16 protein-coding genes are annotated in these 19,278 nt (G+C 33.4%); 7 read left to right on the top strand and 9 right to left on the bottom strand.

Annotated features, from left to right (window positions below; all coding sequences use genetic code 11):
* Nucleotides 1-7: 7 nt before the first annotated feature.
* Genes FHQ18_RS11995 through FHQ18_RS11980 form a run of 4 tightly spaced genes read right to left on the bottom strand, consistent with a single transcriptional unit; the run spans nucleotide 8 to nucleotide 3,134 of the window.
* Complete coding sequence (locus FHQ18_RS11995; protein ID WP_149267420.1) at nucleotides 8-250, bottom strand: hypothetical protein; 243 nt, start codon at nucleotides 248-250, stop codon at nucleotides 8-10.
* 1 nt (nucleotide 251) lies between these two features.
* On the bottom strand, nucleotides 252-1,244 hold the full coding sequence (locus FHQ18_RS11990) for an ATP-binding cassette domain-containing protein (protein WP_188020418.1): 993 nt from the start codon (nucleotides 1,242-1,244) through the stop codon (nucleotides 252-254).
* 1 nt (nucleotide 1,245) lies between these two features.
* Nucleotides 1,246-1,935, bottom strand: coding sequence for a GTP-binding protein (locus FHQ18_RS11985; RefSeq protein WP_149267418.1), 690 nt, complete (start codon nucleotides 1,933-1,935; stop codon nucleotides 1,246-1,248).
* Nucleotides 1,932-3,134 (bottom strand): ABC transporter substrate-binding protein, encoded by a 1,203-nt coding sequence (locus FHQ18_RS11980; protein ID WP_149267417.1) that lies wholly within the window; start codon nucleotides 3,132-3,134, stop codon nucleotides 1,932-1,934. Before FHQ18_RS11980 ends, FHQ18_RS11985 begins: the two co-directional genes overlap by 4 nt.
* 419 nt (nucleotides 3,135-3,553) lie before the next feature.
* Between FHQ18_RS11980 and FHQ18_RS11975 the strand changes: the two genes are divergently transcribed.
* The 3 genes from FHQ18_RS11975 to metH all read left to right on the top strand — a co-directional run bounded on the left by FHQ18_RS11975 (nucleotide 3,554) and on the right by metH (nucleotide 8,160).
* On the top strand, nucleotides 3,554-4,171 hold the full coding sequence (locus FHQ18_RS11975) for a flagellar hook-basal body protein (protein ID WP_149267416.1): 618 nt from the start codon (nucleotides 3,554-3,556) through the stop codon (nucleotides 4,169-4,171).
* 12 nt (nucleotides 4,172-4,183) lie between these two features.
* Complete coding sequence (locus tag FHQ18_RS11970) at nucleotides 4,184-4,600, top strand: CoA-binding protein (protein ID WP_149267415.1); 417 nt, start codon at nucleotides 4,184-4,186, stop codon at nucleotides 4,598-4,600.
* Between the two features lie 185 nt (nucleotides 4,601-4,785).
* Nucleotides 4,786-8,160, top strand: coding sequence for a methionine synthase (metH, locus tag FHQ18_RS11965; protein ID WP_149267414.1), 3,375 nt, complete (start codon nucleotides 4,786-4,788; stop codon nucleotides 8,158-8,160).
* A gap of 522 nt (nucleotides 8,161-8,682) precedes the next feature.
* Here metH and FHQ18_RS11960 read toward each other — a convergent pair.
* Nucleotides 8,683-9,564, bottom strand: a complete 882-nt coding sequence (locus tag FHQ18_RS11960; protein ID WP_149267413.1) for an amino acid ABC transporter substrate-binding protein — start codon at nucleotides 9,562-9,564, stop codon at nucleotides 8,683-8,685.
* A gap of 59 nt (nucleotides 9,565-9,623) precedes the next feature.
* Between FHQ18_RS11960 and FHQ18_RS11955 the strand changes: the two genes are divergently transcribed.
* The 4 genes from FHQ18_RS11955 to cuyB all read left to right on the top strand — a co-directional run bounded on the left by FHQ18_RS11955 (nucleotide 9,624) and on the right by cuyB (nucleotide 15,097).
* Nucleotides 9,624-11,195, top strand: a complete 1,572-nt coding sequence (locus FHQ18_RS11955; RefSeq protein ID WP_149267412.1) for an ATP-binding protein — start codon at nucleotides 9,624-9,626, stop codon at nucleotides 11,193-11,195.
* Nucleotides 11,188-12,534, top strand: a complete 1,347-nt coding sequence (locus tag FHQ18_RS11950) for a sigma-54-dependent transcriptional regulator (protein WP_223144622.1) — start codon at nucleotides 11,188-11,190, stop codon at nucleotides 12,532-12,534. The genes FHQ18_RS11955 and FHQ18_RS11950 overlap by 8 nt, the downstream gene beginning before the upstream one ends.
* 575 nt (nucleotides 12,535-13,109) lie before the next feature.
* Nucleotides 13,110-14,393: a dicarboxylate/amino acid:cation symporter gene (locus FHQ18_RS11945; RefSeq protein ID WP_149267410.1), complete on the top strand. Its 1,284-nt coding sequence runs from the start codon at nucleotides 13,110-13,112 to the stop codon at nucleotides 14,391-14,393.
* Nucleotides 14,393-15,097, top strand: coding sequence for a cysteate racemase (gene cuyB, locus FHQ18_RS11940; RefSeq protein WP_149267409.1), 705 nt, complete (start codon nucleotides 14,393-14,395; stop codon nucleotides 15,095-15,097). Before FHQ18_RS11945 ends, cuyB begins: the two co-directional genes overlap by 1 nt.
* Nucleotides 15,098-15,122: 25 nt before the next feature.
* On the opposite strand, the gene FHQ18_RS11935 is transcribed toward cuyB, so the two are convergent.
* From FHQ18_RS11935 to mnmL, 4 genes are all read right to left on the bottom strand, one after another.
* Nucleotides 15,123-15,575: a universal stress protein gene (locus FHQ18_RS11935; protein WP_149267408.1), complete on the bottom strand. Its 453-nt coding sequence runs from the start codon at nucleotides 15,573-15,575 to the stop codon at nucleotides 15,123-15,125.
* Between the two features lie 18 nt (nucleotides 15,576-15,593).
* Nucleotides 15,594-16,904 (bottom strand): FAD-dependent oxidoreductase, encoded by a 1,311-nt coding sequence (locus FHQ18_RS11930; RefSeq protein WP_149267407.1) that lies wholly within the window; start codon nucleotides 16,902-16,904, stop codon nucleotides 15,594-15,596.
* A gap of 77 nt (nucleotides 16,905-16,981) precedes the next feature.
* Complete coding sequence (gene cls / locus FHQ18_RS11925) at nucleotides 16,982-18,388, bottom strand: cardiolipin synthase (protein ID WP_149267406.1); 1,407 nt, start codon at nucleotides 18,386-18,388, stop codon at nucleotides 16,982-16,984.
* Nucleotides 18,382-19,278 (bottom strand): tRNA modification radical SAM protein MnmL/YtqA, encoded by an 897-nt coding sequence (gene mnmL, locus FHQ18_RS11920; protein ID WP_149267405.1) that lies wholly within the window; start codon nucleotides 19,276-19,278, stop codon nucleotides 18,382-18,384. Before mnmL ends, cls begins: the two co-directional genes overlap by 7 nt.

Genomic DNA, 19,278 nt, shown 5'->3' with positions numbered 1-19,278 from the left:
TCGGTTCTCAATAATCTATTCCTGCTTCCTTGACATTTTCTGGAGAAAAAGCGTGACAGGGGGTTACTCCATAAGTCATTCTACATTTCGGACATTTTGCCTCAAAAGTTTCCATCATAAACTCTTCTTCACAGTTTTTACATTTTATTTTCATAGGCATGGGCATGTATTGATTGCTAAAACCCATCATTCTTAGTTTATTTACTACCTGTTTTCCATTTTCAAAATTTCCACTACATCCTTCGTGCATATTATACCTCCATATATATTTCGTTTATTACAAAGCCATCACGAAGCTTGTTTCTAATACTCAAAAGTTTTTGATCTATTTTCTCCAAAGCTGGTAAAATTTCTTTTTCTTCTTTCGTTGTTTCAATTATTTTTGCAATTTTTCCATTGTTTATAACAAGCCTCTTATCAGCCAATAGAGCAAGGATTGGATCATGAGTAGCCATGATAACAATTTTGTCGTTGCTGACTAATATCTCCAAAGCTTTTTTTCTGTTTATTCCTGCATTTTCAATTTCGTCAATAAGCACAATGGGAGATTTACTTAAAAATGCTGTATCTGCTATCATCAATGCTCTTGATTGACCACCACTTAAAGAGGTAATGGGTACATCAAAGTCAAACCTTTCACCTGCAAGCTCATTGGCTTTTTCATAAATTAGTTGCACCACTTTTTCTGTATTTAAAACCATTCGGCTTTCCGCATGAAGGGTGATAAACTCTCTGACTGTTAAATCCACAACAAAATTCATGTTTTGTGAAAGTTGGGCTACAAGTTTTTTATCTGTGGAATACCTAAAATCCAGAGAAGGTTTTTGACCGTTTATTAAAATGGTTCTTTTTGTATTCGTATCGCCCTGTGCCAACCATTCGATATCAGCAAGCAATCTACTTTTTCCTGAACCTGTTGGGCCCACAACAGAGATGATCTCGCCTTTTTTAATGGTTATTTCCACATCTTCCTTCTGTCCTGACTTGTCAAAACCACCGAGAATTGTAAGGGTTTCCACATTAAATTTAGCTTCTTCCTCTTCAATTTCTTTAATTTCTTCTATGAGATTGTTTATTGTAGCAAGGATCTCATTTTTTGTGACACCATGTTCTTGTAATTCATCTTCATTGATCGATTCTAAGAATTGATCCAGAGTTATGTCCAGGTTTTCTAATGTTAAATTATAACTGTCGAAAATATCTTTTACGTAAGGATATTTTTCTAAAAGTTCATTCAACTTCATATTACTCACCCATTTCCATTTTTCTTACATTTCCCATTTGATACTGTTTGCCGATTCTTGTTTCACCAAGGCAATAAGAGCAAACAGCTGCCGGCATGGGAAATCTTAATTTATTTTCAGTGATTGAGTCTGTATCTTTTGCTTTTAAAAGAAGGTTTACAAGTTCATTTGCTCCCTGGCCTGTGATGCCGTTTACATGCATAATGAATGCCTTTGGATTAACGATTTTGACTTTCAATGCAAAAACCTCTCTTTCAGCTTGAGATACGATATCACCCTTTGTAATGACGACTATATCGGCACCTTTAAGCATTGGGCCGATTTTTTTTGGGGTGTTAATCCCTGATAAATTATCGATAACGCAAACAGCTAAAATGTCTTTTATATGTGGTGAACATCTGTTGCAAAGTCCTGCACTTTCACTTATCAGGATATCAACATTTTGCTCTTTTGCCCAATTAAAACATTCCTCAATATTACTTACAAAATAATGATCTGGACAGATGGAGCCTGATAATCCTTTTTTTACAAGTACACCTTTTTTAGCATAAATCTTATCATCATCAGTGGAAAGACAGTCAAATTTTACCACTGCTACTTTTAAACCTCTATTTTGCAGTTCATCAGTGGCTTTAATAATAATACTTGTTTTCCCTGATGATGGAGGACCGCTTACTGTTATAAGTTTCATTTGACAACTCCTGCTAATGATTCGAAACGTTTATTAAGTCTAATTATTAACTCTTCAACATTGTTTTCAAATAAATAGTTCCAGCCCACCCATTTGAAGTTTCCGGGCTCAATAAGTGTGTTTTTTACTTCAGGGTTTAAAGATGGGAAAAGTCCTCTGTGAGATAATATTTCACCCACTTCTTTTGATATGAGAGCATCAGTAAGAGGTTTTATTTTATCTTTTTTATCTTTTCTAACAAGAGCAAAGATAGGACTGATAATTGCTCCATCTTCTGGCCAGATAATTTTTACCGTTTGTAAGTTGCCCACCATTCTGGAAAAGAAGTAAGGCATAACGGTTACAGCAGGTTTTTGACTGTTTTTCATTTGCTGAGTTTTTACCGCAACCGTCGGATGAAGTCCAGTAAACATGATTTTTTGTAATCTTTCAATCCCTTCCTCACCATAATCAGCATAGATGTGGATTAATATACTGTTGAACAAGTCAAAATCTCCAACGGGTATTGAAACAAGATTTTCATAATCACCGAAAATGAGATCTTTCCATGATTTTGGTATTTCCCTGCCATTTAACTCTTCCAAATTTACCATAAAGATGGCAGGTACCACGGAAAAAACGGAGAGTGCATTGTAAGGATCTTTGAGATTTATATCTTCAAAATCGCTATTTAAAGGGGTTGGTACCACATCTTCAAAAAAACCTTTTTTGATTAATTTTTTGGATTTTTCGTATAAAAAGAATTCAAAGCCTGCAGAAATAGAGATGTCAGGGATAGTATCAGGGTTATCAAAGTCTATTATTTCTTTCATCCATTCAAGGCCTTTTGATGCGGACTCAAGGTTAATGTTTACCTGATGATTTTTGGAGAGTTCAAATTCTTCTATCTTTTCGTTAATTTTCTCAAGTAAAGGTATTCTTACAGGGCATGGTAATACACCGGCAATGGTTATATCACCTTTTTTATTTTGCTCTAAGAGAGTGATATCTGCTTTGTTTTCTTCTATTTCAAGATATTCTTCCAATTGGCTTATTAGAGTATCCACATTTATCTTTTTCATATTGGCTAAAGAGTTTAATGTGAGCAATCTTAAAGGGCTATTTTCCTTTTCGATATTTTTAAAACCAATACTTTTGAAAAAATTTACAGCTTTTGGTTTTTTCTGTAAAAGATCCTTTATTTTTATATCTGGTTTCATTTTTCTTTTCACCTCTTTATTTTATTCTGCAACTAATAATAGGAGTAGATTTATCTTTTTCTTTGATTATAGTCAAATTTTAATGAAATAAGGTTGTAATGTGTTAAAAGTAGTGGAAGATAGAAAAAGTTCAATGTTCAATGTTCAACGTTCAAAGTTCAAGGTTGAAGTTTAGGCAGAACGAATGGTGAGTGTATGGTATTCGATTCGCGAATCGGGGGTGTTGTACTGAAGAGTGTCGAGTCATGACTTACTGATAGTACTTAGATTGCTTTGCTTTGTAATGGTATGTAGGAAAGTAGAAAGATAATGAATTAATTTTGGATTTTGAATTTTGAATTATAACTTTGAACGTTGAACATTGAACATTGTATATCATATTTGTTGAAAAAAGTTTTTGAGTGAATTAGATTAGGAGTATGATAAAAGGGTTGTACAGTGCTTTAAGTGCATTAAATGCTGCCACAGTATATCAGGAAAATACGGCTAACAATATAGCTAATGTAAATACGCCTGGATATAAAAAAATAGTAACATATAATCAGGAACTCTCAAAAGATGGCGTAAAAGTTTATTCTCTGCGAGATACTAAGTCACCTGGATATTTAATTTATACCGGAAGAAATCTTGATTTGGCAATTAATGGTAACGGTTATTTTAAACTTGCAGATAATAATGGAGAAGTTTTCACAAGAAACGGTAATTTTAAGATGGATAAAGATGGAAATATAGTGGATAGTAATGGAAGAATTTTGTTAAGTATCGGGAAAACAGGAGAGGTGAGAGTTGCTCCTGATGGGACGGTGTATATCGATAAAGAACCTTTGGGTAAAATCGAGATATTTAGCTCATCGGGAAAAAAGATCCCCGAAAATAGTTATGAAATTTTGCCTGGTTATCTTGAAGCTTCCAATGTAGATATGGCAAGAGAAATAGTAAATATGATAGTTAATCAAAGATATTTTCAAGCAAATATGAAAAGTATAAAGACAGCGGATGAAATGCTGGGTACCATCATAGATAATCTTACTACATAGGGGGATGATAAGATGCAAATTACAGATGATTTCTTGAAAGAGTTCTTAGAAAATGCAAAAAATATTGTTATTGTGGGCGCTTCAAATAATCCTGAGAGGGCAAGTAACGGTATTATGAAATTTTTGATGCAAAAGGGGTATAACTGTTTTCCCGTAAATCCTAAAGAGGAAGAAGTTTTAGGTGTTAAGGCATATAAATCAATTTCTGATGTTCCTGTTACACCGGATATAGTGGATGTTTTTAGAAGAAGCGAATTTGCTCCGGAGATTGTGAAAGAATCCATAAAAAAAGGTGCAAAGTTAATCTGGCTGCAGGAAGAGGTTTATTCTGAAGAGGCTAAAAAAATTGCCGAAGAAGCAGGCGTTCCTATTATCATGGATAAATGTATTTATAAAGAATTTATGAGGTTAGGATTGTACGCTGTGTAAGATGGCTTGAATTTTAAATTAAAGATTATTAGGTGGTAGATTATGGATTTGTAGGGTGTGGTATAAAACCACACCCTACAAAGTTTTTTAAAGTCTTAGAAATCTTAATAATTTGTTGAAAAGTTATCATTTCATTGTTAAAAACAAACAATTATAAATATAAAAGTAATTTTTTAGAGGTGAAAATGTTTAGGGAGTTTGCTAAAGATAACGTAGTTCTTTTTGATGGAGGGATGGGGACTTCTATTCAGAAATTAGAAATTCCTGAGGACAAGTGGAATGGAAGAGTTGGTTGTAATGAAGTATTGAATCTTACTTACCCTGAAATAATTGAAGATATTCATACCGGGTTTTTTAAAGCTGGCGCAGATGTAGTGGAGACAAATACTTTTGGTGCGTCAAGACTTGTCCTTTCAGAGTATAATCTCGAAGATAAAGTTTATGATATAAATTTTACTGCAGCAAAAATCGCAAGAAAAGCTGCAGATAAATTTGAAAATAAATTTGTGGCAGGTTCTATAGGTCCGGGCACCAAATTGCCGAGTCTTGGACAGATTTCTTTTGATGATTTGTATAAAATGTATGAGGAGCAGATTTCGGGACTGATCGACGGTGGTGTGGATTTGCTTTTAATCGAAACGTGTCAAGACTTATTGCAGATAAAATCAGCACTACTTGCTGCATTTAATACGTTGAATAAAAAAGATAAAGAACTGCCCGTAATGGTATCCGTGACAATAGAGCAGAACGGAACAATGCTTTTAGGATCGGATTTAAGCGCTGTGACTACGGTATTGAGAGATTATCCTATTTTTTCTTTAGGAATAAACTGTGCTGTGGGACCTGATTTGATGTATGAGCCGTTAAAACAGTTGAGTGAGTTGTGGGATAGAAAGATTTCATGTATCCCGAATGCCGGATTGCCTCAGAATATAAATGGGAAATTTGTATATGATCTTACTCCTGAAAAGATGGCTGAAATTATGGCTGATTTATGTGAGAAATATGGGTTGGATCTAATTGGTGGGTGTTGTGGAACCACCTATGAACATATTGCGGCTTTGAGGATGGTGGCAAACTCTTTTAAACCTAAAGCTAAAAAAAGATACGAATACAAAGGAGAAGCTGCAAGTCTGTATACATCCACAAAGCTTATGCAATCACCACCACCAACCCTTATTGGCGAGAGAGCAAATGCTAATGGGAGTAAAGCGTTTAGGGAACTTTTGTTAAAAGATGATTTTGATGGAATGGTAAATGTGGCTAAAGAGCAGGAAGATGCTGGTGCTCATTTAATAGATGTGTGTGTGGCTTATGCCGAGCGCAATGAAGTAAATGATATGAGTAGATTTGTTTCGATGATAAATACTGCTTTGACTATACCTATAGTCATTGATTCTACGGAGCCACTTGTTATTGAAAATGCTCTTAAAAGATATGCAGGAAAACCTGTAATCAACTCCATTAATTTTGAAGACGGAGGAGAAAAACTTCACAAGATTTTAAAAATTGTAAAGAAATTTCCTGCGGCTGTTATAGCTCTAACCATTGATGAAGATGGCATGGCTATGACGGCTGAAAAAAAGTTTCAGATAGCAAAGAGAATATATGATGTATGGACAAAGGATTACGAGCTTAATCCAGAAGACCTCATATTTGATCCTCTGACTTTTTCCATTGGTAGTGGGGATGAGACTCTTACCTTTGCTGCAGCTGAAACTCTTAATGCTATCAAAATGATAAAAGAGAACTTACAGGGCGCTAAAACGGTTTTAGGAGTAAGCAATGTATCCTTTGGACTGGCACCACATTCAAGACATATTTTGAACTCGGTTTTTTTGAATGAAGCTGTAAAATGTGGCCTTGATATGGCAATTGTTAATCCTGCAAAAGTGATTCCTCTTTCTAGAATTTCTGAAAATGAGGTAACTCTTTGCTTGGATTTGATTTATGGTAAAGAAAAAGCTCTTGAAAGATTTCTAGATTATTTCAGTAAAAGGGTGGATGAGAGTGAAGATAATAAATTAGCTGAGAAATTAACCCCTGAAGAGCAGTTGAAGAAGAAGGTCTTAAGAGGAGATAAATCGGGACTGGAAGAATTACTTGATGAGCTTTTGAAAAAGTATTCTCCCATTGATATTATTAACAATATTCTTATTGTGGCGATGAAAGAGGTGGGGGATCTTTTCGGTGCAGGGAAAATGTTACTACCTTTTGTTCTTCAATCAGCAGAGGTGATGAAAAAATCTGTACTTTATCTTGAAAATTTTATGGAGAAAGATGACTCCGAAAATAAAGGAGTTATTGTGCTTGCTACTGTAAAAGGGGATGTGCATGATATCGGAAAAAATCTTGTGGATATAATCTTATCGAACAATGGATATAAGGTGTATAATCTCGGGATAAAAGTATCAGTGGAAGATATGATTTTAAAGGCAAAAGAGGTAAATGCGGATGCTATAGGGATGAGTGGTCTCCTTGTGAAATCAACTACCGTGATGAAAGATAATATTGATGAAATTAAAAGGCATAATTTAAAAGCAAAAATTTTATTAGGCGGTGCTGCATTAACCGAGGGGTTTGTAAAAAATGAATGTGAACCTATTTTACCTGGACAAGTTTTTTATTGTAGAGATGCTTTTGACGCCCTTAAATACCTTGAAAAGAAGGATGATGATAACAACAACTTGATAGACAAAAAGTCAAGTAGAGTTGAAAAAATAATTGTTGAAGAGGAGTTGGATGTGAGAAGTGATATAAAGCCTGTGGATAGTCCACCTAAGCCACCATTTTTTGGAAATGCTGTTGTGAGAAACATAAGCTTTGAGGATGTGGTAAAATTTATGAATCTTTACACACTTTTTTATACAAGGTGGAGTTACAAGAAGAAAGATATGAGTGATGAAGAATATAATAATTTGCTGAAGAAAGTGGCTTATCCTGAGCTTGAAAAAATTAAAAATACTATTGTTGGAGAAAATCTTTGTGAACTATCCGTTGCTTATGGATATTACAAAGTAAAAAGTAATGGGAGATATTTACTTGTTTATGATAATGATGAGAAACATATTGCTACAATGAAATTTCCAAGACAGAAAAAAAGCCCTTATCTGTGTGTTGCCGATTATTTTCATGATCTAGAATCTGATAAGTTCGATATCCTGCCGATTCAGCTTGTGACTATAGGAGAGAAGCCTGTAAATTACACCAAAAAGCTTTTTAATGAGAATAAATATAAAGAATACTTTTTGTATCACGGCTTTTTTACAGAATTGACGGAGGCTTTAGCAGAATACTGGCATCATGTTATTAGAAAAGAACTTGGTATTGAGAATGAAGATCTTTCTGTAGAGCAGATTTTAAATATGAGATATCAAGGAAGAAGGTATAGCTTTGGGTATCCATCCTGTCCTGATTTAGAGGGTAATTTAATAGTTCATAAATTGCTTAATGGTAAAGAAATCGGTGTGGAATTGACTGAGGGTTATGAAATGGTGCCTGAATATACCACAAGCGCTATAATTGTTCATCATCCGGAGGCAAACTATTTTGTGACATAGTGATTTAGGCTAATTAAGGATAATTCTAAATTAATAGAAAGGTAACTGGCGTCATCTCATTTTTTGTGGAGGGAGAGATATAGAAAGTTCAAGGTTCAAGGTTCAAAGTTCAAGGTTCAACATGTGTAATAACACCGTACGTATTGTAATTTCCGAACAATGTAACTTGAGTTATGCGTGGTCGATATACTATTCAAATGCTTTATTACATGTGTTCATAGTTCAAGGTTTGAAATAGGTTGAGGTTAAGTAAGGTTAAGGATAAAGATGTAATGAAAATATGAGTGAATGAGATTGCTTCACTCGCGCTCGCAATGACTATAATACCGTGATGCGTGAAACGTAACGCGTAATGTGTGACACGTAACGCGTTACGTTTTTTTGCGAGGAACGAAGTGATCGAGCATCTCAAGGAATTTACTCGAATAATTGTATTTATTCATATATAACTTCATCCTTTTTTGATTTTATTCAACTGAGGTGCCAGACAACCTCTTAAATGATTTTTTCAATGATAAGTAACTAGTTTTTTTCCCACCAGTTGTCTGGTAGATCAAAAGAGATGACGGATAAATATTCTCTCAAATATGGGGAAATAGGGATTATTGTATCATTGATTTTAAACCATTTTTTATAGATATCGAAATAAATGTTTGTTTTAATTGTCCATATTAAAAAATTGTTAACAAAATCTCTGAAATCGGAGTTGTTTTCAGGCAGCATAAAAGCATATGGCTCATAGCCGATGGGTGTATTTGAGATGATGAAATCATCTTTATTTTTTATTTTTTTTATAATACCTAATAAAATCGTTCTATCAGAGCAAAATGCATCAATTTTTCTTTCCTCTAACAATGGGAGTGAATCGAAATGCTCATTCAAAAGTATAAGCTTTTTGAGTTTAACATCATGATTTTTCAAGAATTTTATCAAAAAGTGATAATTGGTTGTATTCATGGTGACGGCAACTATCTTACCGTTTAAGTCGTTTGTGTTTTTAATGCTGTGTTTATTATGTATTATGGTGGTTTCGGAAAAGAAATATATTATGCTGAAATCTACGATTTTTTCTCTATCAAAACTATAAGTTGTTGATCCCATTTCGATGTCAATATCGTTATTAACAATTTTATTAAATCTATTTTGTGTGGTAATTTGGACCGGGATTAGCTTAATTGGTTTGCCGAAATGATCACTTAGTTTTTCAACAAGGAGGTTGGCAAAGTCAACTGCAAATCCTCTGAATTTGTTTTGTGAGTCAATATATGAAAAAGGATATAAATGATCTCTAAAACCTATTTTTATCATTCCATTTTTTTCTATTTTGCTCATAATATCTTCGGCAAAAATTGATGTTGAATAGATGAAAAGAAAAATAATGAAAAAAAGTCTGTAAACAAGCATACGCAAATATATTATAGACTTTTGCTAAAATCAATAGTATTGCAAAGTAAAGGGAGTTTATGCTGAAAAAGGGCGTAAGATTAAGATATTATATTTTTTTATTTTATATTGCGACAGGTTTGTTACCATTACTTCTTTTGACGTATTATTATACCCAGGAATACATTAACAGCTTTTTGAATGAGTTGCAAAGTAGTGTTTCCAGTTCTCTTAAAAACATATCCGTTTCTATTGACGAAAAAATAGACGGATATAGAAAGAGTACGTTTGCTATTGCTCAGTTATCGATTATCAAAGCGAGTATGACCGAATATCTTTCTCCTTTGAAGAAGGATTTTTTAAATAAGAGATTAAAAGAGTTTGGTGATTATTTCGGTTTTGATTCTGTTTCTTTGGTAAGAGAAAACGGAAAAGTTTTGATTGAAACTAAAGGTAAAATGGATAATGATTTTTTAAGTTTTAAAGAGCCGATAATTAGTTTTGATAAAAAGTTGTTGGGATATGTTTGTACCTATGTGAAATTGCAAAAGTTATTGAAATCTTTTATCGATTTTACAATCGATAAAAATTATAAAACAAGAAAAGAGATTATATTTAACGATAACTATTTTTACAAAGAGAATAAAAAACTAGTTGACCCTTTAATATTTTCTTTGGCTTTAAAAAATGCACCGATAAAACTAAATTATTATATTGATAGAAAAGCTGTATTTATAAATTATAAAAGCAAAATCGTTACCATTGTTGCGTTAATTTTATCTTTTGTTTTTTTGTCTATAATTTTTAGTTTTTATTTTTTGAATTGGATTACGATGCCGTACAAGACGTTGTTAGAGAGCTACGATATAGTTGCAAAAGGGAATTTGAATTATAAAATCACAGATTCTCACAGTAAAGAGATAAATTTCGTTTACGAGCAGTTCAATCAAATGCTTGATAAATTGAAAAAAACTCAGGAAAAAATTATCCAGATTGAAAAACTTTCTTCTTTAGGGCTTTTAAGCGCAGGTATTGCTCATGAGATTAAAAATCCACTTGCTAGTATTAAGATGGGGTTGGAGTCTTTAAAAAGGGATTCTGTAAGTTGTGATTTGGAGACTATTGAGATTTTAAACAACGAGATAGATAGAGTCAGTAAGTTAATTGTTGATCTACTTAATTTTGCAAAGCCATCTCCAGCGATGAAAACAAAAGTGGAAATATCTAATGAGATAAAAAGTTGTTTGAGGTTGCTGAAACATCAAATGGATACTAAAAGAGTAAAAGTTGAACTAGATTTAGAAAAATATGTGTATTTTCTTGATAAAAATCATTTTCAGCAGATATTGTTGAATATTCTCCTAAATTCAATTCAAGCAATTGATGAGAATGGTGAAATTGATATTAAAGGTTTTAGGTGCGAGGAAGGATATATATTGAAAATTATTGATAATGGAAAAGGGATTAAAAAAGAGATTATATCAAAGATTTTTGATCCTTTTTTTACCACAAAACATTCCGGGACTGGCTTGGGGTTATCCATTGTTTATAGTCTTTGTAGAGAAAATGATATAGAATTTGATATAAAAAGTGATGAAGGGGTTGGTACCGAAGTTATATTAAAATTTAAAAGGTGTGATGAAGATGTATAGAATTGCAGTAGTTGATGATGAAGTTAATTTTGCAAGATTTTTAGCAAAAAATTTAAGAAACGAGAATTTTCTTGTTGATATATTTTTTGATGGTTCCAGTTTTCTGAAATATTTGGAAAACTATGATCCCGATGTAGTTTTGCTTGATTTGAGTTTGCCTGATTGCCATGGTCTAAGCCTTTATCCTAAAATTTTAAAATCAAACAATTTGACCCAAGTAATTGTTATAACTGCTCATGGCAATCTTGATACAGCAGTAGAAGCGATAAAAATGGGTTGTTACGATTATATCAATAAGCCTTTCGGGTTAGATGAAATTATTTTGATAATAAAAAGGGCGTTGGAAAGAAAGAAAATTTTAGAAGAGTTGAATTTTAGAAGAAATAAAGAGTATGAGTGTGTGGAGATTGATTCGCTGATCGGTTCAAGTGCAAAAATGAAGGATTTGAAAAAGCTTTTGATGATGGTGGCTGATGCGGATGATGTAACGGTATTGATTCAGGGAGAAAGCGGTACCGGGAAAAATTTATTCGCTAGAATTATACATAACTTGAGTAAAAGAAAAGAGAATCCTTTTATAGAGGTAAATTGTGCTTCTATTCCTGATAATTTGATTGAAAGTGAGCTTTTCGGATTTGAAAAAGGGGCTTTTACAGATGCTAAGAATAGTAAAAAAGGGCTAGTAGAACTTGCTGATAAAGGAACACTTTTTTTGGATGAAGTGGCAGAAATCCCTTTTGATATGCAGGCAAAGCTTCTTTCTTTTTTAGAGAACAAGACATTTAGAAGAGTTGGAGGTGTGAAAGAATTTAATATAGATGTTAGGGTTATAGCTTCTACAAATAGAGATTTGGAACAACTTGTGAGAGATAAAAAGTTTCGTGAAGATTTATATTATCGTCTGAATGTAATTAATATTAAAATACCTCCTTTGAGAGAAAGAGGAGAGGATATTATAGAACTAGCTAACTTTTTTTTGGAGCAATACACGAAAAAATATAATAAAAAGCTGGTGTTTGATGAAGAGGTTATTTCAATTCTTAAGAGATACCGATGGCCTGGAAATATCAGAGAGCTAAGAAACCTTATTGAAAGGGCAGTTATCTTATCCAATGAGCCGGTTATTACTACGGAACATTTTGTGATAAAATGTGATGATAATTATCAAGGACTTTCTTTATCAGAAAGTAAAAGTGTTATAGAAATTAATAAGCTGGAAAGAGAAATGATTATAAAGGCATTGGAAGAAAGTGATTTTGTTAAAACAAAGGCTGCTGAAAAGTTAGGAATCAGTAGGTATGCTTTATTAAGAAAAATGAAAAAATATAATTTATTATAGTTTGATTGAGTTAGGAATAAGATTGCTTCATAGAATTGGATGAGAAGTCTGGCGTCACCCCTGTTTTTTATGAGTATGAGAATTGTTTTTATGGTTGGCAATGGTTGTAAGAGTTGTAAGGGTAGTATGGGTAGTAAAAGTAGTAGGGGTTGTAGAGGTTGTAAGGGTAAAAGGGAAATGGGGAGATAGAAAAAGTTAAATGTTCAAAATAGGGGCAGGATAAGGTTGAGGGGAATAGGGAGATAGGGAGGGAGAAATTTATCGTTGCTCTGAGTAAAGTGAATGGCTTATAGCAAATATTCATTAAAAAACACCCCTGTTTTCATTATAAATTATAGAAAAAACTGAGGGAAATTTAGTTTGTTTTTCTAAAAAACACAATTGTAACAAAACATTGGGATTTTTTTCAGCAAGCGCTAGTTATGGGTTGTGCGAAATAGCACGCCAGGGGTGTGAAAGCGCACAAAATTTTGATTTATCTTTTCATAAGTGTTCAGAAATATCAATCAGTTATAGTAATTAGCTTTCTGGCACCTTTTTTGCAAATTAAAAATTAAAATTTGTGGAGGTGTATAATGAATCAAAGAGAATCTTTGTTGTCTTTGTATTTTAAGTCAAACCTTTTATTAAGAATCCTTATAGGATTAATATTGGGTGCAGTATGTGGTATTATTTTTGGTGAAAAGATACTTTGGGTGAAGCCTTTCGGTGATGTCTTCGTAAGGCTGTTAAAAATGATAGTGTTGCCTGTGGTTATTACATCTTTAATAGTAGGTTCAGCTAGTATTCATCCATCAAGAATAGGTAAGATTGGTGTAAAAGTTTTAGTTATTTACCTTGTTACATCAGCTTTTGCTGTGGCTATTGGTTTGTTCTTTGGTAATTTGTTACATCCTGGAACAAGTGTTGATCTTGCTACAGTTGGACAAGGAGTTGTAAAAAAAGCGAATGCTCCTAGTTTAGTTGATACAATTTTGAATATTATTCCTAAAAATCCTTTTGCTGCAATTGCCAAAGGACAAATCTTACCAACCATATTCTTTTCCATGCTGATTGGTATTGGTCTTGCTTTTTTAAGGGGCAGTGAAGATAGCAGAATTAGAAATTCAGCTGAAACTGTATTCAATTTCTTTGACGGTGCTGCTGAAGTAATTTACAGAATAGTTAAATGGATTTTAGAATATGCACCTATTGGTGTTTTTGCGCTTATTGCGATTGTGTTTGCAAAGCAAGGGGCAAAGGCTTTTGGTCCTTTAGGTGCTGTGACACTTACGGTGTATTTGGCATTGATTGTACATCTTGTTTTAATATATGGAGGCCTGTTGAAAGTAACCGGCATTTCACCTGTAAAATTTTTCAGTAAAGCAAAAGAAGCTATTATTACAGCTTTTGTTACAAGAAGTAGTAGTGGGACATTGCCTGTAACAATGAATGTGGCAAAAAATCAGCTTGGTGTTTCAAAAGGTGTATATTCCTTTACATTGCCTCTTGGTGCCACAATTAACATGGACGGAACTGCCATTTATCAAGGTGTTTGTGTTATGTTTGTGGCTTTTGCTACAGGTATGGATTTAACTTTTTCTCAACAGCTTACTGTAATTGTTACGGCAGTTTTAGCTTCTATCGGTACTGCAGGTGTTCCTGGAGCCGGTGCGATTATGCTTCTCATGGTATTAAATTCTGTTGGATTAGATCTTTCAGCAAGTAGCCCTGTGTCTTTGGCATATGCTATGATTTTAGGTGTGGATGCGTTACTTGATATGGGTAGAACAGCTCTCAACGTTGCAGGGGACTTGACATGTACAACTGTTGTTGCCAAGTTTGAAAACGAAGTTGACTTTAATATATTGGAAAAATAATGAAAAGAGCCGGAATTATCGGTGGTATGGGTCCAGAGGCAACTCTGGACCTTTTTAAAAAAATTATAAAAAATACTCCTGCTAAAAAGGATCAAGAGCATATTCCTGTAGTAATAGATAATTATCCGCAAATACCTGACAGAACAGCTTTTCTTTATGGTAAAGGTGAAAATCCGCTTCCTTATTTGTTAGAGTCAATGGAGCGGTTGGAAAAGGCAGGAGTCGATTGTTTGTGTATGCCGTGCAATACCGCACACTATTTTATAGAAGAGTTAAGAAAGCGGACACAGGTAACCTTTATAAGTATTGTGGAAGCTGTGTTAAGCGATATTTTGAAAAGTAAAAAAGAATATAAAAAAATAGGCCTTATGGCAACAGATGGTACTTTTATCGGAAAAGTGTACCATACCCCTTTTGAGTTAAAAGGTTTGGAAATAGTTGATTTTAATGACAAAATTCAACAAAGTATAATGAACTCAATTTATACTTTAAAGGCTGGAGATTTTACAAAAGCTGTGGATATTTTTAAAGATGTATTTGAGAAGATTGTAGACGAAGATTACGATTGTTTAATTGCCGGTTGTACTGAAATTCCCATTTTACTCCCATATATTGAAAAAAATAAAAATGTAGATATTTTTGATGCGACAGAATCTCTGGCGAAACATGTGGTTTCATTTTGCTTGGATCAGTCTGTTAGTTGACAATAAAAAGAGGGGGTGCCCTCTTTTATTTTTTCTCTTTTACCACTAATACGGAGCAGGCAGCTCTTCTCACTACCTTTTCTGTAGTACTACCACAGAAGAATTTTTCCATACTGCTTTTACCGTGTGATGCAATTATCACAAGGTCAAAATCTTCATTTTCAGTAGCTGCAACTATTTCATTGTAAGAAATTCCAAAAATGATTCTTTTTTCTACATCTACTGTTTTACCTGTTCCAACTTGTTCTAAGAGTGAATCCATTTTTTTCTCGGCATACTCTTTTATGTCTTTATTGACTTTTTCAATCTGTTCTTTTGTGAGATACATTTGAATTAATTCGTTATCTTTTTTTTCAATCACGTGAAGTAATACAATTTTTGAGCCAGCATTTTCAGCAATTTCAAAGGCTTTTGCAAAACATATTTCAGATCCGTCTGAAAAATCAACTGGAACTAGTATTTTTTTTGGTTTGAACATTACAGACCTCCTTTTATTTTATTTTTTCATAGCCTTCTGTGCTGCAATAAGCACAGGATCCCACACTGGGGAAAAAGGTGGAGAATAAGAGAGGTCAAACCATGCAAATTCATCCACAGTAGCTCCCATACTTATAGCAGTAGCCACAATATCAATTCTTTTTGCTACAACATCTTCACCAACCATCTGACAGCCAAGTATTTTTCTTGATTCCTTGTCGTGATATAGAATTACGGATAAGCGTCCTCTGCCAGGGTATGCTCCCCTTGTATGGGAGATAATGACAGTTTTTTCAAAATCTATATCTAGTTGATTCATCTGGAATTCATTTAATCCTGTGGTGGCGACTGTATATTCAAAAAATTTGAAAACAGCGGTTTGAACAATGCCGAAAAATTCGAGAGTGTTTCCATAAACGATGTTGTGGGCTGCAACTCGCCCCTGTTTATTGGCTGTGGTGCCAAGAGGGTAATACACATAATCATCGATGATTCTATTATATGCTAATGTTACATCTCCTACGGCATATACATCTTCTACGTTGGTTTGTTGATATCTGTTTACCTTTATGGCGTTTTTTACCCCTTTTTCCACATCAAACATTTCGCTATTTGGAGTCACTCCAGCTGATATAATGAACATATCGGCTTCAAATGTACCTTTGTTTGTTTCCAATTTTCCTTTTGTTTTTGAGATGATATCTACATTCAGATGTAAATCGATATTTTTTTCTTTCATCTTGTGATAAACTTTTTTTCTCACTTCATCACAAAATGCAGGTAAAATTTTATCCATTTTTTCAAGGATTATTATTTTTTTACCCATTTCACTAAAAACTTCTGCTAATTCCAAATTGACATAACCGGCACCGATTAGGCACACTGTTTTTACTTCTTTATTTTGGAGATATCCTTTGACCTTTTTTAAATCTTCCAATGTCTTGAAATAGAATGAATCTGGTTCATTGTTAAATATCGGAATTTTGTTACTTCTTGCTCCTGTTGCAATGACAAGCTTATCATATTTCTCTTGAAATGTTCCTTTATCATTTTTCACAGTGACAATTTTTGAACTTAAATCCACCTCTATAACTTCATGATTTAACCTGTAATCTACACCACGTTTATTGATGATTTCATCCAAACTGAGTGCGTACAGTTCTTCTGGAGGTATATCAGGAAACATAAGATTGTACGGCATGCCACATGCTCCATATGAGACATCACCACCTTTTTCAAAAACTACCACTTCAAAGTCTTTCTTCTTTCTTTTTATGTTGCTGGCGCAAGTCAAACCGCCTGCAATGCCACCAATAATTACTATTTTCATTAATAAACTCCTGATAAGATGCTCCTACTAATTAATTATACCATAAGGGGTAATATTTTGCATTGTGAATTACTTTATTATAACACAGGGGAAAGGGTGCGACAGATACCTTCAAAGATTCTTACACGATATGGTCTGTTTATTACATATTCATAATTTATCTCTTTTGACATGTTCAGATAATAGTTAAATAGCTGAGTAGCCTGGTAAGAAAAATCACTTGAATAAATAACTACATTGAGCTCAAAATTAAGTCTGAAACTTCTGATATCAAGATTAGCTGAACCAACTGTAACCCAATTATTGTCCACTTTTATTATTTTAGCATGGAGCATGATATCTTTCATTTCGTAGATTTTTACACCAGCTGCTAGCAATTCTTCATAATATGAGCGACCTGCCGCAGCCACCATTGGATGGTTATTTTTCCCAGGAAGTATTAATTTTACTAAAACTCCTCTCTTGGCGGCATTTTTCAGTGATTCCATTATGGGTGCATCAGGAACAAGATAGGGAGTAATAATTTCAATGGATTGTTCGGCCTGATTAAAAACTGTAAAGAGGGTATCATAGATGTAAGGAGATTCTTGATCTGGTCCAGAAGGAATTATATGAACAGTAGTATCTCCGCCTTTTATTTCTCTTGTATCGAAAAGTTCAGTGATATCTTCATTGGTTATGAAGTACCAATCTTCAGCAAAAATTTCTTCAACAAATCTTACCCCATTACCTCTAAATCTTATATGTGCATCGTACCATTTTTGTTCATTAAACAAATCGCCTACATACTCATTCCCTATATTTATCCCACCGGTATAACAGACTTCTCCATCAATTATGGCGATTTTTCTATGGTTTCTAAAATTTACCCTTGAAAAGGTCTTGAAACTTAAAGGGGATAGAAAAGGAGCACATTTTCCACCTGCCTCAATTAAAGGATTAAGTGTTTTTTTAAGTGTAAGTCCGATAGCACCAATTCCATCGTAAATAAGAAAAACTTTTACCCCTTCACGTGCTTTTTTTGTCAGAAGTTTTATTAAAAATTTTCCAACATCGTCTTGGCGAAAGACATAGTATTCCAGTAAAATATAATTTTTTGCATTATTTATATCCTGAAAAAGTTTTGAATATTTTTCAATTGCACTTGGTAAAAGTTCCATTTCACTGCATAAAAATGGCTCAAGCCCTGTTATTTTCTCTACAATTTTTCCAAACTTGTTCTGTTCATATTCAGGTAAATAGCTATGGTACTGAGTAACATGAATTCTTTTTGAATCTCTAATTTTTCTTTCAACAATTCTTTTTAATCTGTAATTGCCAAAAAAAATGTAAAAAATGGCACCAATATAGGGGAAAAATATAACCACCAGAAGCCAGGCAAGGGTAGCTCTTGCCTCTCTTCTACCTGACAAAATTATAAGAGCGAAAACAAAAGAGATTATTAAACCGATATATTGAAATATAAACTCTAAAATGGTTAACATTGTTTAAGTTTACCCTGAAAGAGATTATTTGTCTCCATATAATTATTAAGTTTTTTTAAAAATTCGCTTTTATTTGCTGGCCAATTTGGAGCAATAAGAAAATCGTTGGGTGCATCTCCTACAACCCTTGCTATTACAGTATTTTCAGGCAAGAGAGATATACTGTGAGCAAGAATTTTTATGTACTGATCTTCTGATAATAACTTTATTTTACCTTTTTGGTAATCTGTACACATTTTAGTATTTTTTACAATATGAAGGTGGTGAAATTTAATAAAGTCTATCTTCTCTTTTGCTAAATATTTAACTGTTTCGTACATCATTGATTCATTTTCACCAGGTAGACCTAATATTATATGTGCGCAAACAGGTAATTCGTATTTTCTGGTTAGTTTTAAAGCATTGTCAAACTCTTCAAAGGTACTTGCACGGTTTATTTTCTGTAGTGTTACATTGTGGATGGTTTGAAGTCCGTATTCCATCACTATATCAATTTTTTTGCTTAAATTCTTAAAGTATTCAAGTTTTTCTTCGTCGATACAGTCAGGCCTAGTACCCACGTATAATGCCACAATTCTGTCGTCGACAAGTGCTGATTCGATTTTTTCTTTGATTATATTAATTGGTGCATGAGTATTTGAATATGACTGGAAATAAACTATAAATTTGTTTATTTTGCGCCTTTCAAGTTTTGCTATTTTAGTTAAAATCTGATCTTTTATTTCATCAGTGCTTATGTTTGAAAAAGAACTGACATTACAATATGCACATCCTCCAATACCTTTTGTGCCATCCCTGTTTGGACAGGTAAAACCGGCATCAACAGGTATTTTCCATACCTTTTTTCCATACCTTTTTTTAAGAAATTCACTGAATGTATAATATCTCAT

The organism is Deferribacter autotrophicus (genome assembly GCF_008362905.1).
Classification (GTDB): Bacteria; Chrysiogenota; Deferribacteres; order Deferribacterales; family Deferribacteraceae; genus Deferribacter; species Deferribacter autotrophicus.
Note: the sequence above shows the minus strand (reverse complement) of the source record. Positions and strands in the feature narration are given on the sequence as shown.

Excerpts from the sequence above, each read along its gene's own strand:
- FHQ18_RS11995 (WP_149267420.1), bottom strand. The coding sequence starts at position 250 with ATGCACGAAGGATGTAGTGGAAATTTTGAAAATGGAAAACAGGTAGTA.
- FHQ18_RS11990 (WP_188020418.1), bottom strand. The coding sequence starts at position 1,244 with ATGAAGTTGAATGAACTTTTAGAAAAATATCCTTACGTAAAAGATATT.
- FHQ18_RS11985 (WP_149267418.1), bottom strand. The coding sequence starts at position 1,935 with ATGAAACTTATAACAGTAAGCGGTCCTCCATCATCAGGGAAAACAAGT.
- FHQ18_RS11980 (WP_149267417.1), bottom strand. The coding sequence starts at position 3,134 with ATGAAACCAGATATAAAAATAAAGGATCTTTTACAGAAAAAACCAAAA.
- FHQ18_RS11975 (WP_149267416.1), top strand. The coding sequence starts at position 3,554 with ATGATAAAAGGGTTGTACAGTGCTTTAAGTGCATTAAATGCTGCCACA.
- FHQ18_RS11970 (WP_149267415.1), top strand. The coding sequence starts at position 4,184 with ATGCAAATTACAGATGATTTCTTGAAAGAGTTCTTAGAAAATGCAAAA.
- metH (WP_149267414.1), top strand. The coding sequence starts at position 4,786 with ATGTTTAGGGAGTTTGCTAAAGATAACGTAGTTCTTTTTGATGGAGGG.
- FHQ18_RS11960 (WP_149267413.1), bottom strand. The coding sequence starts at position 9,564 with ATGCTTGTTTACAGACTTTTTTTCATTATTTTTCTTTTCATCTATTCA.
- FHQ18_RS11955 (WP_149267412.1), top strand. The coding sequence starts at position 9,624 with ATGCTGAAAAAGGGCGTAAGATTAAGATATTATATTTTTTTATTTTAT.
- FHQ18_RS11950 (WP_223144622.1), top strand. The coding sequence starts at position 11,188 with ATGTATAGAATTGCAGTAGTTGATGATGAAGTTAATTTTGCAAGATTT.
- FHQ18_RS11945 (WP_149267410.1), top strand. The coding sequence starts at position 13,110 with ATGAATCAAAGAGAATCTTTGTTGTCTTTGTATTTTAAGTCAAACCTT.
- cuyB (WP_149267409.1), top strand. The coding sequence starts at position 14,393 with ATGAAAAGAGCCGGAATTATCGGTGGTATGGGTCCAGAGGCAACTCTG.
- FHQ18_RS11935 (WP_149267408.1), bottom strand. The coding sequence starts at position 15,575 with ATGTTCAAACCAAAAAAAATACTAGTTCCAGTTGATTTTTCAGACGGA.
- FHQ18_RS11930 (WP_149267407.1), bottom strand. The coding sequence starts at position 16,904 with ATGAAAATAGTAATTATTGGTGGCATTGCAGGCGGTTTGACTTGCGCC.
- cls (WP_149267406.1), bottom strand. The coding sequence starts at position 18,388 with ATGTTAACCATTTTAGAGTTTATATTTCAATATATCGGTTTAATAATC.
- mnmL (WP_149267405.1), bottom strand. The coding sequence starts at position 19,278 with ATGAGATATTATACATTCAGTGAATTTCTTAAAAAAAGGTATGGAAAA.